This window comes from Barnesiella viscericola DSM 18177 (assembly GCF_000512915.1).
In the GTDB taxonomy this organism is placed as follows: domain Bacteria; phylum Bacteroidota; class Bacteroidia; order Bacteroidales; family Barnesiellaceae; genus Barnesiella; species Barnesiella viscericola.
Genome location: NZ_CP007034.1, coordinates 1,232,213 through 1,247,038 on the forward strand (window position 1 = coordinate 1,232,213; position 14,826 = coordinate 1,247,038).

Here is a 14,826-nt window from a genome sequence, read left to right on the forward strand (position 1 = left end):
TATGTTCATTTTTTTTGGAAGTATTTCTTACATCTCCACAATCAGCGAGCTGTAATCGGACCAGTTTGCCCGATACGTAGCTCCGGTTCCGGCCGGTACATAAATCTTGTAACTCACGGGATCCCAACCGCCGGGTTTGGGAAAGACGCCGCGCGAACTGCTGGCCAGCTCGGGGAAGGTTCCCGAATCGATGTCGTCGAAGAGTATGGTAACCGATACCAGCCCCATCTGATCCCGGGAACTGCGGGTATTGAAGGCCATATCGCCAATCGACTGAATACCCCGGCCTATCACCACTGTCTTCAACGCAGTACACTCGCCAAAGGCCTGCTTGCCTATCTCGGTCACACCGTCGCCGATAATAGCCTCCACCAAGCTCGTACAGTAAATAAAGGCCGAATTCCCGATGGCTGTCACGCTGTTGGGAATCTCGATGCGAGTCAAGGCCGAACACCGTTCAAAAGCATTGTACTCGATGGTTTTGAGGCCGTCGGGCAAGACAATCTCCTGCAAGTTCTTGCAGTACTGGAAGGTATTCAGTTGAATGGTTTCGAGCTTGTTCCCCTCGAACACCACCTTGGTCAACGGCGACACCCTGCTCGTCCCTTCGTAATCGAAGGCCGAACTACCCAACGTTTCAAGGTTGGCAGGGAGAGTTATCTCGGTCAAGTTACATTTCGAGAAGGCATACTGGTCTATCTCGACCAGCGACTCGGGCAGGGTAATCGATTCGAGAGCGCTGTTGTTAAAGGCGTTGTGCCCGATATAGGTAATTCCTTCGGGCAGGACGATGCTGCGTATGGCCTGTTCGCTGTTGAAGGCACTCGGCTCGACATCGGTCACGGTACCTACATAGGCCCACCGGCCCTCGCCGGTAGCGGCATCGTAGGTACTCAAATCGGTCAGGAATTCACAATCCTTGCCCCAGAAATAGGGATCGCCGGGGAAGTCGGCACTGGTAATATACAACTGCTCGGTAGCCGTGTAGGGAATATATTTCACCTGCTTGATGACCAGTTTGCGCATGAGGGTACGCTCGTCGTCCGAGGCAAAGACCAGCACCTCGACCGTAGCCCCTACCGCAGCCGGGTCGGCTGGAGCTGTAACTGTAATCTTCGAGGCCGACTTGTCGACAGCCACCTGATAATTGCTGTGCGAGATGCACTCGACCGCAATCGTGGCGTTGAGCGGATTGGTCAGCTCATAGGTCACCTCGGCCGAAGCGCCGACCCCACAGTAGAGAGCCATCTCTCTCAACCGGTCACTACCCGAAACAAACAGCAGGTCGAACTTGTCGCGATAATAGGGCAACTTGATTTGCTCTCCGCTACCGGCCAGGGTAAGAATCAGATAATCGGGGTTGGAAACGTCAATATCACTGAACATGGAGTCGCCGTTCTGCCCGGCATCGCCGGTAGCCTGCCCCAGTTGTGTCCAGGTCAGCCCCTCGTCGTAAGAGATGTACCAATAACCATCGGCGCGAATCTCCAACCGAGGAGTGATACCATCGTCTCCCTTGTCCCCCGCATTACCTTTGAGTGAAGCCAGCCACTCATCGAGTGTCCCCTGATAACCATTCTCTACGGCCAGTTCATAAGCCGATTTGCCATCGGCACCCGTGCTGCCGTTGAGTGAGGCCAGCCACTCTTCAAGCGTCCCCTGATAACCATTCTCTACGGCCAGCTCATAAGCCGATTTGCCGTCGGTGCCCGTGTTTCCTTTGAGCGAAGCCAGCCATTCGTCAAGTGTCCCCTGATAACCTTTTTCTACGGCCAGTTCATAGGCCGATTTACCATTGTCTCCATCATCGCCTGCCTCACCCTTGCCACCGTCTTCACCGTTGAGCGAAGCCAGCCACTCTTCGAGGGTGCCCTGGTAACCCTTCTCGACAGCCAGTTCATAAGCCGATTTACCTTCCAGCCCATGCGCTATTACCTTCTCGCCCCGATCGTTGAGCAGCCACTCTCCGTCGAGAGTCCAGTAATAGAGCCCGTCGGTATCCTGCTTCACTCCGATCAAGGGTGTAGAGCCCGACTCGCCATCGGAGCCGTGGTAGATAGTCACCGGTCCGCTCTTGGTAAAGGTGATGGTGTAGCCTACCGTCTGGCCATTCTCGACCACAGGAGCTACTCCCGTCACATAATCATTACCCTGCAAAGCCTCGACAATCTGTTGCAACGAATTTATATTGGTATTCATCTGGCTGCACAGCTCTTCCAGAGCTGCCAGCCGCGAGCCCATATCGGTATTCTTGTTCCACATGGCTATCTCGTCATACTCCGTACAGGAGACTAGCGTCAACAGCCCTATAATCAGATAGGTCAATCTCTTTTTCATAACTCATTCCCCCCTTTAAAAGTAAATGCCGGCCTTCACTACCCAACAACGATTCTGAACATGCTTGTAACCAATCATCTGAGAGTTGTCGCCATACATCGTATCGTTTTTATCTATGTCAATGAGCCCATGTTGATACTCCGCTCCCACAAAGAAACGGTAGAAGGCCACATCGAGTCCGCACTGAAATCCCATATCGTGCCGCGAGAAACCTCCTTCACGACCGAACAGGCAGATTTTTTCGTCGCCCACCTGTCGCTTTCCCCACACCCCGAAGGCGTAGTAGAGACCGGCCGAAGGTATCAAGGCAAGGTGTTTGCCCAGTGCTATCGTGTAGTCGATACCTACGGGAAGCTGCAAATAATTGATAACAGTACGGGTATCGTCAAAGCCATTCACCTCGTAACCTTTGCTGATGAAATTGAGCCCCGTGCGGAAGTAGACCGGATATTGACGGCTCAACCCCAACCGATAGGTAAATCCTGCTTCATAGCCTGACTGGGTCGACGATTTCATGCCATAGGAGGTTATCCACGAACTGCAATACCCGGCATGAAGCCCAAATATATGACGGGGATAGCGGTCTCCCGACAATGCGGCCGAAGGCTCACGAGTACCGTCGCTCGCAGCCGTGGCCGACGATTCGGCCGTGACAGTCGGAGTTTCGGGAACGGTCTCCTCGACAGGAGTAACCGGCTCTGCCTGCACCGATGGTGCCGTTGTCACCGACGATACCACATCGGCCGACCGGATAGTCGAGGCCGACGACTGCACCCGATCTTGCGTCGTTTCCTTTTCGACGATGCGCAGATAGAGTACCGTGTTGCTGCTGTTACGCAAGTCAGGAAAGATGTGTTCCATCATATAACGATAGGGACGTCCGCCCTGCAAATCCATCAACTCCTTTTTGCGACCGCCTATTATCTGGCCCTGGTCGTCAAACACCCACACCGGGGTATGGTCGAGAATCGACAGCACCTCGTCGCGCCCCTCCATCTCCGAGGCGGCCACCTGTTGCCGCAGCATATCCCAGGCAATGCCTTCGGCATGGTGCTCAATCAGCGAAGCCGGGATATTCCCCTCGTTTACCAGATAGTTTTTCAACTCTTCGGCACGGCCCTCGGCCAATTGTGCGTTGGCCTCCTCACTTCCATCGGGCGAAGCGTAGGAACGAATCACGAGTTTCTCTACCCGATCGTTTTCCAAAGCCTCTTCCACCGAATTTAAAAACCGTTGCAGCTGGGCTCGATTGTCTCGAAAAGACAAATCGACATACCGATAGCCTCGACGATAAAAGATTTTCATCGAGTCAATCGCCTCTTGCGAATGCACGTCCCCTATAAAAAAGGCACCCGCCAACAGAAAAAACAAGATTTTTCTCATTTGGTCTTGAATTATCCTCTTTCAAAATTAAATTTCCTATTCTTATCCCTATATCCAAAGAGGACCAAACCGACACACAGAATACCTATCATTATAGGATTTAGTCCCCTTTATTTCTTCAAAAACTATTTTATTAGCTCTTTTGAAATACAAATATATAGACTTTACCCGAAAAGAAAAGAACAAAGACAAAAAAATTAACAATAAATAATAGACCCCCAAATATAGAAATAACCGCATAAAAATCAGCCATATAACGTTTCATAACTTCCCGAGAGGCTGTTACAGCACCCCATCGTCCCTCGCGTCGCTATCGGACAAATCGAATTTTCCGGTAAAAAATCCGTCAATGACGCTCGGTACGGGAGGCGTCGATGCGCAACAAGACGAACAGCAGAATGGTGAATCCCCACAACGACGAACCTCCGTAGCTGAAAAACGGCAACGGTATGCCTATCACCGGACATAACCCGATGACCATACCCACATTGACCGCCAGGTGGAAGAAGAGTATCGATACCACGCAATAGGCATAGACCCGCCCGAAGGCCGAATGCTGTCGCTCGCCTATCGCCATGAGGCGGAAGATAAGTATCACGAAAAGCAGAATCACCCCGACGGCTCCCCAGAATCCCTCCTCCTCGCCGATGGTACAGAAGATAAAGTCGGTATCCTGTTCGGGCACATATTTCAATTTGGTCTGCGTACCGTTGAGGAAGCCTTTACCCCAGAAGCCGCCCGAACCGATGGCGATTTTCGACTGGTTCACGTTGTAGCCGGCACCCCGCAAATCCTCCTCCATACCCAGAGCCACCTTGATACGCTTCTGCTGGTGGGGTTCCAACACCTCGTTGAAGGCATAGTCGACCGAAAAGAGGAAGACTACCGAGACCAACGCGGTGGCCAGAATGGTGAGAACGCGCAGTGAACGGCTCGAAAAATAGAGCACCAGCAGATAGACGACCGTGGCCGCAGTCACCCCGATGCAGACATAGAGCAGATTAACCGCTACCCCGAAGTAGAGCAACGCACCGCACACCGCCCCTATGGCCCAATAGCCCAACATGAGATAACGGGCTGCCCGTCCGTTCTTCTGGTAGAGCAGCAACATGCCGGCTACCACCAGGAAGATGAGGATAAACACCAGTACCTCGCCGGCGGCCACGGCCCCCCACATGAGACTCGAATACTTGACCGCCACCACAAAATAGACAATGGCACACAGCCCGTAAAAGAGGAAAAGCCCCGACAACCCCTCGCGGTAGAGGACAAAGATGAGCGAGGCAAAGACGAGGGCCGACCCCGTCTCCTTCTGGGCGATGATAAAGACGATGGGCAAGACGATAATCAGGACGGCCTGCATCAGGTCGCGCCGGTTTTTCAGGGAGAAGCCATAGGTACCGAACGACCGCGCCAGGGCAAGCGCCGTGGCAAATTTGGCAAACTCGGCCGGTTGCAGACTCACCGGCCCCAGCACCAGCCACGAGTGCGACCCCTTGATGTCGGGGGCCAGGAATATCGTGGCCACCAGCAGTAGGAGCACGATGCCGTAAAAAAGGTAGGCATAGGTCTCGTAGACCCGGAAATCGACCATCAGTATCATGAAGGCCAGCACGAGTGAAAGGCCTATCCACATAAGCTGTTTGCCCGAGCGTTCGGCAAAATCGAAGATGCTGGCGTTGTCGAAGTCGTAGCTGGCGGCATAGATGCTCACCCACCCGCACAAGACGAGAATGAGGTAGAGGATTACCGTCACCCAGTCGATCGATCGCCATATGTTAGTGCTTCTTGACTCCACTGTATATAATCGTATTGGATTGTAACATGCGTTCTTCGAGATATTTCCGTTCCGGCGCAATCTCGCGGTTCAGATACATCTCCATCATGAGGCTCCCGATAGGCACGCCATAGGTGGCCCCGAAGCCGGCATTCTCGACATAGACGGCAATGGCAATCTTGGGATTGTTCATGGGGGCAAAACCCATGAAGGCCGAGTGGTCCTTGCCGTGCGGGTTCTGTGCCGTACCCGTCTTGCCGCACACCTCGATACCGGGTATGGCCCCAATGCGACAGGTACCGCCCGTCACCGCCATGCGCATACCCTCGACCACATAGTCGTAGTAATGCGAGTCGACCATCGTGTGCCGGGGAGTGGTAAACTCGGCGTTGATGGTCGTGTCCTGTATCTCGCGAATGAGGTGAGGCGTGTAGAAGTAGCCCCGGTTGGCAATGGTCGCCGCCAGATTGGCAATCTGCAACGGGGTGGCCAGCACCTCGCCCTGCCCGATGGCGACCGAAATGATGGTGAGGGCGCTCCAACGGTTCTCGCCGTATATGTTGTTGTAGTAGTTGCTGTTGGGAATAAAACCGCGGCTCTCGCCCGGCAGGTCTACCCCCAGCCGGTAGCCATATCCCATCGACACCAGATAGTCTTTCCAGATGTTGAAGGCCTCGGCAGCCGATTTGTACTTGGTGCGGTTGTCAATCATCGAACGCAGTCCGTAACAGAAGAAGGCGTTGCACGAAGTCTGCAAGGCCGGCAACAGCGAGAGGGGCGAGGCGTGTCCGTGACAACCCACCTTCAACCGCCCCGCCACGAAACCGTGGTAGCAGGGATAGAGCGTGTGGTCGGTGATGATACCCTCGTTAAGGAAGATAAGCCCCTGCGTGGGCTTGAAGGTCGACCCCGGCGGATAGGCGGCCATCAGCGCCCGGTCGTACAGCGGCTTGTATTTGTCGCGATTCAGTTTCAGGTAGTTCTTGCCACGCTCCCGCCCCACCAGCATCGAGGGGTCGTAGGTGGGACTCGACACCATGGCCAGAATCTCGCCCGTCGAGGGTTCGATGGCCACGATGGCCCCTATTTTGTTCTGCATCAGCTTCTCGCCGTAGGCCTGCAACTCGACATCAATCGAGAGTTTCAGGTTCTTGCCCGAGACCGGAGCTACATCATAACGCCCCTCTTCATAGCGGCCCTTGATGCGTCCGTGAGCATCGCGCAACAGTATCTCCACCCCCTTTTCGCCGCGCAATACCGGCTCGTAAGAGCGTTCGATACCCAGGTCGCCCGTGTAGTCGCCGCGCGTATAGTAGTCGTCGCGCTCGATATCGCGGGGGGATACCTCGCGGATATTGCCCAGCACATTGGCCGCCACGGGGTAGGCGTACTGGCGGAGCATGCGGTTCTGGATAAAGAAGCCGGGGAAGCGGTAGAGCTTCTCCTGCAAACGGCCGTAGTCCTGAGCCGAGAGCTGGGTCATGAAGGTCTGCGGCGTATAGGAGGAGTAACCGGGATTGAGACGCGGGTTCTTCATGTCGGCCATGCGCTTGTCGAACTGCTCGCGGGTGATTCCCACCGTACGGCAGAAGTCGAGCGTATCGAAGGGGCGCACCTCCCGCACAATCATCATCACGTCGTAGGCCGGCTGGTTGAACACCAGCAACTTGCCCGTGCGGTCGTAGATGAGCCCGCGCGAGGGATACTGCGTCTTTTTCAAGAAGGCATTACCGTCGGCATACTGCTTGTAATCGTCGTTAAGCACCTGCAACGAAAAGAGGCGAATGATATAGATGCAGGCAATCGTCAGCACGATACCCCCGATGACATATTTCCGTTTGGCCAGTTTATAATCTTTTCTCACGTCCGGTCTTCGTTAAACTGTCCATACCCAAAATTACCAGAAAGGTCAGCGCGGTACTGGCCACCACCCGGGCCACGAGCCGCCCGAGATTGAAGAGGCTCAACGACTCGACAAAGAAGAGTACCACACAGAAACAGAGCGAAAGCGTGAGGGCATAACGCACATACAGCGACATGCCGAAACTGCGAATCGAGGGTATCGCCTCGGCATAGTCCTCACCCCGGGGCGTATACAGACTCAACACCGGCTTGCGCAAGACCGAGAGAATCACACACGACAAGGCATTCATGCCCGGTGTGTTGCTGAAAATATCGATCATGAGCCCCAGCAGAAAGGCCAGGGTCATGGTCCAGTTTATCGAGAGCGACAGGGGAAGCCGCAAAATGAAATAGATGTAGAAGAAGGGTATGGCAACCCCGAACAGATGGATATTGTTTCCTATCAACACCTGCAAGAGCACCATGACAATAAAGAGCGTGATGTATCGCAACCAATTACTCATAACGGGCCTCCTTTTCCAGTTTGTCCTGTTCCTCCTTCATGCGATTCGAGATGACCCGCACGTAACCCAGCCCGCTGAAATCGGTACTCAGTTCGACCCGCAGAGCGTAGAAGTTGTCGTCGTGCTGCTTCTTGTAGTCGCTGATGATACCCACCATCAACCCCTCGGGGAATACCGACGAGTAGCCGCTGGTGACAATCGTGTCGCCCGCCGCAAACTCGACGTGGCGGGGCATCTCTTCGAGCACGGCATAGCGGGGACTCACGGCGTCCCACACCAGCGACCCGAAATAGTCGCTCCCCTTCACCTTACAGCTGAGGCGCAACTTGGGGTTCAGCACCGAGATGGCTACGGCATGATGCTCGCCCACCACGTTGATGATGCCCACCACGCCATTCTGGTCGACCACCCCCATCTCGGGTTCTATGCCCTCGGCACGTCCCTTGTCGATGGTGATGTAGTTGTTGACTTGCGCCACGCTGTTGTTGATTACCCGGGCCACCACAAAGTCATAGTCGTGCAGCACCGAATCGGCCGGTATCGTGTCGGCGCCTGCCGCCGAGCGGTAGCTGTTGAGCTGGGCTTTCAGGTTGATGACCTCCATCTCCAACTCACCGTTGCGCAACTGCAAGTCGCGGTTGGCCTTGCGCAGCCCCAGGTAGGAGGTAACCTCCGACTGCAAGTCGTAGACGACGACCGCCGCCCGGTTGGCCGACGAGAAATAGACACTGCGCTGATAGGGGTTGCGGTCAAACAACAAGACGCAACTGATCGCCACATAGATTGCAAACACAATCCATGAGATATGCCTCCACAAAAAATCGATCAAATTGCGCATTTCTTCGTCTTTTGACTACCAACAACGAGTTACAAAGGCACTCAGGGTCTTTGTAACTCGTTTATACTGAACTCCCGGCCCGGCCGGGCCAACCGCTTTCGTTCCCGGCTCGATTACCGAATGAGGAACGAGAACTGGTCGATATTTTTCAAAGCCACACCCGTGCCCTTGGCCACAGCGTGCAAGGGGTCGTCGGCAATGTGGAAGGGGATACCTATCTTATCGGTAAGCCGCTTGTCCAAGCCTCTCAACAGGGCACCGCCACCGGCCAGCCAGATACCGTTGCGCACGATGTCGGCATAGAGTTCGGGGGGGGTATGTTCGAGCGCGTTGAGCACGGCAGCCTCGATTTTCGAAATCGATTTCTCGATACAGTGGGCAATCTCCTGATACGAGATGGGTACCTCCATGGGCAGGGCCGTCATACGGTTGGGGCCGTGTACCACATAATCTTCGGGGGGATTGTCGAGCTCGGTCAGGGCCGAACCTACGTTGATCTTGATCAGCTCGGCCGTGCGCTCACCCACCTTCACGTTGTGCTGGCGCCCCATATACTCCTGAATGTCGTTCGTGAGGTCGTCGCCGGCCACCCGTATCGAGTTGTTCGAGACGATACCGCCCAGCGAAATCACGGCGATTTCGGTCGTACCGCCACCTATGTCCACAATCATGTTACCCTCGGGAGCCTGCACATCGAGACCGATACCGATAGCCGCAGCCATCGGTTCGTAAATCATATATACGTCGCGGCCTCCGGCATGTTCCGACGAGTCGCGCACGGCACGAATCTCGACCTCGGTACTGCCCGAAGGGATACCGATAACCATACGCAGCGAGGGCGAGAACCAGTGGCTCTTCGAACTCACCATCTTGACCATGCCCCGAATCATCTGCTCGGCGGCATAGAAATCGGCAATCACGCCGTCGCGCAACGGCCGTATCGTGCGAATGTTCTCGTGTGTCTTACCATGCATCAAACGTGCTTTTTCGCCGACAGCCAGCAGCTTGTCGGTACGTTTGTCCAACGCAACCACCGACGGCTCGTCGACCACGATTTTATCGTTGTGGATAATCACCGTGTTGGCCGTACCCAAGTCGATGGCTATTTCCTGCGTGAAAGAAAACAATCCCATAAGACTATTTGATTAAAAGTTTCTTGATTAGTGTTTGAAGTGCCGTATGCCGGTCATCACCATGGCCATGCCGTTCTTGTTGCAGTACTCGATCGACTCGTTGTCGCGAATCGATCCGCCCGGTTGTATCACGGCATTCACCCCGGCCTCGTGAGCTATCTCCACACAATCGGAGAAGGGGAAGAAGGCATCGGAGGCCATAACGGCACCCTGCAAATCGAAGTGGAACGAACGGGCCTTCTCGATGGCCTGACGCAGGGCGTCGACACGCGAGGTCTGACCGATACCGCTGGCGCAGAGCTGACGGTTCTTGGCCAGTACGATGGCGTTCGATTTGCTATGTTTTACAATCTTGTTGGCAAACAACAAGTCGTCGACCTCGGCGGGAGTCACAGCCTTTTCGGTCACCTGACGCAGCTCCTCGGGTTTCTCGCGATAGAGGTCGCGGTCTTGTACCAGCACGCCGTTGAGCAGCGAGCGGAACTGACGGGCAGGAGCCTGGAAGGGTTTCTGCACGAGCACGATGCGGTTTTTCTTCTGTTCCAGTATGGCGAGGGCCTCGGGGTCATAAGCCGGGGCGATACATACCTCGAAGAAGATTTTGTGCATCTCTTCGGCCGTAGCCTTGTCGACGGGACGGTTGGTGATGAGCACACCGCCGAAGGCCGATACGGGGTCGCCGGCCAGGGCATCTTTCCAGGCTTCGAGCAGGGTGTCGCGCGAGGCCAGGCCGCAGGCGTTGTTGTGTTTCAGAATGGCGAAGGTGGTCTCGTCAAATTCCGAAATCAGCGACACGGCGGCATCGATGTCGAGCAGGTTGTTGTAAGAAATCTCCTTGCCGTGGAGTTGCTCGAACATCTCGTCGAAGTTGCCATAGAACACGCCCTTCTGATGGGGGTTCTCGCCGTAGCGCAGCACCTTGGCGTGGTTGCCGGCGTAGCGGAAGGCCGAGCCTTCGCCGCCATCGAAGTAATTGAAGATGGCGCTGTCGTATCCCGACGATACGGCGAATGCCTCTTTGGCAAACCAGCGGCGGTCTTCGAGCGAGGTGTTGGCCCCCTTCTCTTTCAAGAGCGAAAGCAGCGGAGCGTATTGGGCTTTCGAGGCCACGATGACCACGTCCTTGTAGTTTTTGGCAGCGGCCCGTATGAGCGAGATGCCGCCTATGTCGATTTTCTCGATGATGGCGCTTTCGTCGGCACCCGAAGCTACCGTCTCTTCAAACGGATAGAGGTCGACGATGACCAGGTCGATCGAAGGAATTTCGTATTGAGCGATTTGCTGTTGGTCGGTTTCATTCTCCCTGCGGTTGAGGATTCCGCCAAATACCTTGGGGTGAAGGGTCTTTACCCGACCGCCCAGAATGGAGGGATAGCCGGTCAAGTCCTCTACGGCACCGCAGGGGATTCCCAGCGACTCGATAAAAGATTGCGTACCGCCGGTCGAGATAAATTCTACCCCTTCGGCATGTAAAAGTTTCAAAATTTCGTCTAAGCCATCTTTGTGAAAAACCGAGACAAGAGCTGTTTTAATTTTCTTATTTTCAAGCATAAAGCATTGCACTATATAAATTTGCTACAAAAATACAAAAATATATAGGTTTTGCCTTGCATAATGACCGAAAGTTTTTCACCAAAGGGCAAATCTTTTCTGCCGGCCTCATTTTAACAGGGTTAACTCCCGCCCGGGACGAACAAAAAGAGTTCGGCATTCGTTATCCTTTCTCAAAAAGAAACCCTCTCGAACCCAAGAAAAGAGAACGATTATGAAAAAACTATGTCTATTCTTGACGCTGCTGGCTGCGGCGGTTACCGCCGTCGGGGCTCAGGAGCGCACCATCACCGGCCAGGTAACCTTCGCCGATGATAACGAGCCCATCATCGGGGCCACCATACTGGTGCCGGGTACTCAAATCGGTACCAGCACCGACCTCGATGGGAATTTCACCCTGCGGGTACCCCCTTCGGCCCGCGAGGTGGTAGTCTCCTACATCGGCATGGCGACCCGCCAGGTGCCCATCACAGACCGCATGAACATCGTGCTCGAAAATGCCGACCACAAAATCGACGAGGTGGTGGTTACCGCCCTGGGCATGAAACGCGACCGCAAGGGGTTGGGCTATGCCGCCCAGGATTTGAAGGGGAGCGACCTGAACAAGGCGGGTACCACCGGGCTCTCCGACGCCTTGCAGGGCAAGCTGTCGGGTGTGGAGATTGTCCCGTCGAGCGGTATGCCGGGAGCCTCGTCGCAGATTGTCATTCGCGGCGCCCGCTCGTTCACCGGCAACAACACGCCGCTCTATGTGGTCGACGGCATGCCCATTCAGTCGACACCCGACTTCTCAACCGGGCAGAGCGTGAGCGGTACCGACATTGCCGACCGCTCCATCGACATCGACCCCAACGACATCGAGAGCATCAACGTGTTGAAGGGGCAGGCGGCCGCCGCCCTCTACGGCATCAGGGCCTCGAACGGCGTGGTGGTCATCACTACCAAAAGCGGACGGGGACTCTCAATCGGCCGCCCGCACGTCACCTTCACCACCAACCTCAGTGCCGAGACGGTGTCGCGCCGCCCGCAGGTACAGAAACAGTGGGCACAGGGCTATTACAGCGATTCGCAGCAGGGGCTGCGCTTCGACCCCACCTCGTCGATGAGTTGGGGCCCCCGCATCGGCGACCTGCCCGACGACCCCACCTACGGAGGCAACGTGGGCACGGCACTCAACAACTACGACCCCTCGGGCACCCAGGGGCTCTACTATGTACCCCAACTGGCGCAGACCGGCGAGAATCCCTGGGTGGCTCCGGGCGTGTATGACAACATCGGCGACTTCTTCCGCACGGGTGTCACCTTCAACACCTCGCTCAACGTCAGCCAACGGTTCGAGAAGGGCAACTACTCGTTTGGCATCGGCACGGCCCAGCAGGACGGCGTGATTCCCTCGACCGGACTCACCCGCTACTCGGTGCGGGGCATGGCCGAGGTGAACCTCTCGGAGCAGTGGAAGACCGGCTTCTCGGCCAACTTCGTGCGCAACAACATCGACAAGGCGCCCACGGCCAACAGCGGCGTGCTGGGTGCCGTCTACGGCGCACCGCCCAGCTACAACCTCAAAGGCATTCCCTATGCTCTGCCCGAGGACCCCTACACACAAATCAGCTACCGCTCGCTCACCTTCAACAACCCCTACTGGGCTACCCGGCACAACTCGTTCAACGAGAACACGCACCGCTTCTTCGGCAACACCTTTGTCGAGTTCACCCCCAAAATCAATTGGAGCAGCGACAAGAAGCTGTCGGCCCGCTGGCAAATCGGTGTCGACGCCTACACCTCGCGATATAAAAACATCTACGAATACGGCACGCAGGGACAGACCGGCAGCATCGAGTCGAACGGCGTGACCAACATCATCTTCAACTCGCTCTTCACCGTCAACTACGAGATGAACATCGGCGACGACTTTCACCTCACGGCCCTGGCGGGTAACGAAATCAACCAGGAGAACAAAGCCTTCTACGAGGACTACGGACAGGGGTTCAACTTCGGCGGCAACCCCACGATACAGAACACGGCCATACAGACCTCGACCACCACGGTCGACCGGGCCCGCACGGTGGGATTCTTCGGCAACGCCACCCTCTCGTGGCGCAACCAAGCCTACCTCAACGTCACCGGCCGGGAAGATGTGGTGTCGACCATGCCCCGCGGCAACCGGGCCTTCTTCTACCCCTCGGTGTCGGTTTCCTATGTACTCACCGAGCTGGAACCCCTGCGGGGAAATCCCATTCTCACCTTTGCCAAGGTGCGGGGCTCCTTTGCCCAGGTGGGACAGGCCGGACGCTACTACAACAACTACTACGTGCGCCCCGACTACACCGGCGGCTTCTGGACCAACCCGCCGGTAGTCTACCCGCTCAACGGCATCACCGCCTACGTGCCTTATGCCGAGCTGTATGACCCCGACCTCACGCCGCAGAACACCAACTCGTTCGAGGTGGGTTTCGACGTCAGGCTGTTCCACAACCGACTCTCGGCCGACTACACCTTCTCGCGGCAGAACATCAAGAACCAGATATTTCCCGTGCCGCTGGCCGGTTCGACCGGGGCCGCCCAATACCTCACCAACGGCGGCAAAATCCATACCGACGCCCACGAGATAAACCTGAACGGGCAACTCTACTCCTCGCCCGACATCACCTGGGACCTGGGAGTCAACTTTACCGTCATACGCAACCGGGTCGACGAGCTGGCTCCGGGAGTGACCAACATCTTCCTCGGCGGGTTTGTCACCCCGCAGGTAAGAGCGAGTGTGGGCGACTACTACCCGGTCATCTACGGCACGGCGTTCAAGCGCGACGACCAGGGGCGCATTCTGGTCGACGAGGACCCCAACAGCGCCACCTACGGCATGCCCATGGCATCGGGCAATCCGCAGGTCATCGGCCAGTGTTCCCCCGACTTCACGATGGGACTCAACACCTCGTTCCGCTACCGGCGGCTCTCGGTATCGGCCACCTTCTCGTGGCGACACGGCGGCGACATCTATTCGGGCACCAACGGGTTGATGGACCTCTACGGCGTCAGCAAAAAGACCGAGGACCGCACCACCCCCTTCGTCTACCCCGGCTATAAGTCCGACGGTACCCCCAACGATATCGTGCGGGGTGGTGCCGACGACCCGGGCGCCTACGAGACGCTCTATGTCGACGTGCTGGGCAACATCGACGAGTCGTACATCTACGACGCCTCGTTCTTCAAGCTGCGCGACCTCACGGTCAAATACCAGTTCCCCCGCATCGGCATATTCGACATCTCGCTCTTCGCCTTCGCCCGCAACGTGCTGCTGTGGGCCAAGATGCCCAACCTCGACCCCGAGTCGTCGCAGGGCAACAACAACATGAGCGGTACCTTCGAACGATTCTCCCTGCCCCAGACGTCGAGCTACGGAGGGGGCCTCACCGTAACCTTCTAACCTTCAAACATCTCATG

At 56.0% G+C, this 14,826-nt stretch carries 9 protein-coding genes; 1 reads left to right on the forward strand and 8 read right to left on the reverse strand.

Features of this window, described 5'->3' with window-relative positions; translation table 11 throughout:
* Positions 1–27: 27 nt before the first annotated feature.
* The 8 genes from BARVI_RS04875 to purH form a co-directional block, all read right to left on the reverse strand.
* A complete protein-coding gene (locus BARVI_RS04875; RefSeq protein ID WP_025278155.1) occupies positions 28–2,337 on the reverse strand; it encodes a leucine-rich repeat protein in 2,310 nt (769 codons plus the stop codon).
* A gap of 15 nt (positions 2,338–2,352) precedes the next feature.
* Complete coding sequence (locus BARVI_RS04880) at positions 2,353–3,642, reverse strand: OmpA family protein (RefSeq protein WP_232214015.1); 1,290 nt, start codon at positions 3,640–3,642, stop codon at positions 2,353–2,355.
* Positions 3,643–4,066: 424 nt separating this feature from the next.
* Positions 4,067–5,518 (reverse strand): rod shape-determining protein RodA, encoded by a 1,452-nt coding sequence (rodA, locus tag BARVI_RS04885; protein ID WP_025278157.1) that lies wholly within the window; start codon positions 5,516–5,518, stop codon positions 4,067–4,069.
* Positions 5,499–7,361: a penicillin-binding transpeptidase domain-containing protein gene (locus BARVI_RS04890; RefSeq protein ID WP_025278158.1), complete on the reverse strand. Its 1,863-nt coding sequence runs from the start codon at positions 7,359–7,361 to the stop codon at positions 5,499–5,501. Before BARVI_RS04890 ends, rodA begins: the two co-directional genes overlap by 20 nt.
* The gene (locus BARVI_RS04895; protein ID WP_025278159.1) at positions 7,345–7,863 is read right to left on the reverse strand and encodes a hypothetical protein; all 519 of its coding nucleotides are present in this window, start codon (positions 7,861–7,863) and stop codon (positions 7,345–7,347) included. The genes BARVI_RS04890 and BARVI_RS04895 overlap by 17 nt, the downstream gene beginning before the upstream one ends.
* A complete protein-coding gene (gene mreC / locus BARVI_RS04900) occupies positions 7,856–8,701 on the reverse strand; it encodes a rod shape-determining protein MreC (protein ID WP_025278160.1) in 846 nt (281 codons plus the stop codon). Before mreC ends, BARVI_RS04895 begins: the two co-directional genes overlap by 8 nt.
* A 113-nt stretch (positions 8,702–8,814) precedes the next feature.
* Positions 8,815–9,834, reverse strand: a complete 1,020-nt coding sequence (locus BARVI_RS04905; protein WP_025278161.1) for a rod shape-determining protein — start codon at positions 9,832–9,834, stop codon at positions 8,815–8,817.
* Positions 9,835–9,861: 27 nt separating this feature from the next.
* Positions 9,862–11,385: a bifunctional phosphoribosylaminoimidazolecarboxamide formyltransferase/IMP cyclohydrolase gene (gene purH / locus BARVI_RS04910; RefSeq protein WP_025278162.1), complete on the reverse strand. Its 1,524-nt coding sequence runs from the start codon at positions 11,383–11,385 to the stop codon at positions 9,862–9,864.
* 211 nt (positions 11,386–11,596) lie between these two features.
* Here purH and BARVI_RS04915 point away from each other — a divergent pair, with 211 nt between their 5' ends.
* Positions 11,597–14,809 carry a SusC/RagA family TonB-linked outer membrane protein gene (locus tag BARVI_RS04915; protein ID WP_025278163.1) on the forward strand — a complete coding sequence of 1,071 codons (3,213 nt, stop codon included), beginning with the start codon at positions 11,597–11,599 and terminating at the stop codon, positions 14,807–14,809.
* Positions 14,810–14,826: the final 17 nt, after the last annotated feature.

What these genes read in the sequence shown, in the direction of transcription:
- BARVI_RS04875 (WP_025278155.1), bottom strand. Translation starts at nt 2,337, where the DNA reads ATGAAAAAGAGATTGACCTATCTGATTATAGGGCTGTTGACGCTAGTC.
- BARVI_RS04880 (WP_232214015.1), bottom strand. Translation starts at nt 3,642, where the DNA reads ATGAAAATCTTTTATCGTCGAGGCTATCGGTATGTCGATTTGTCTTTT.
- BARVI_RS04895 (WP_025278159.1), bottom strand. Translation starts at nt 7,863, where the DNA reads ATGAGTAATTGGTTGCGATACATCACGCTCTTTATTGTCATGGTGCTC.
- mreC (WP_025278160.1), bottom strand. Translation starts at nt 8,701, where the DNA reads ATGCGCAATTTGATCGATTTTTTGTGGAGGCATATCTCATGGATTGTG.
- BARVI_RS04905 (WP_025278161.1), bottom strand. Translation starts at nt 9,834, where the DNA reads ATGGGATTGTTTTCTTTCACGCAGGAAATAGCCATCGACTTGGGTACG.
- purH (WP_025278162.1), bottom strand. Translation starts at nt 11,385, where the DNA reads ATGCTTGAAAATAAGAAAATTAAAACAGCTCTTGTCTCGGTTTTTCAC.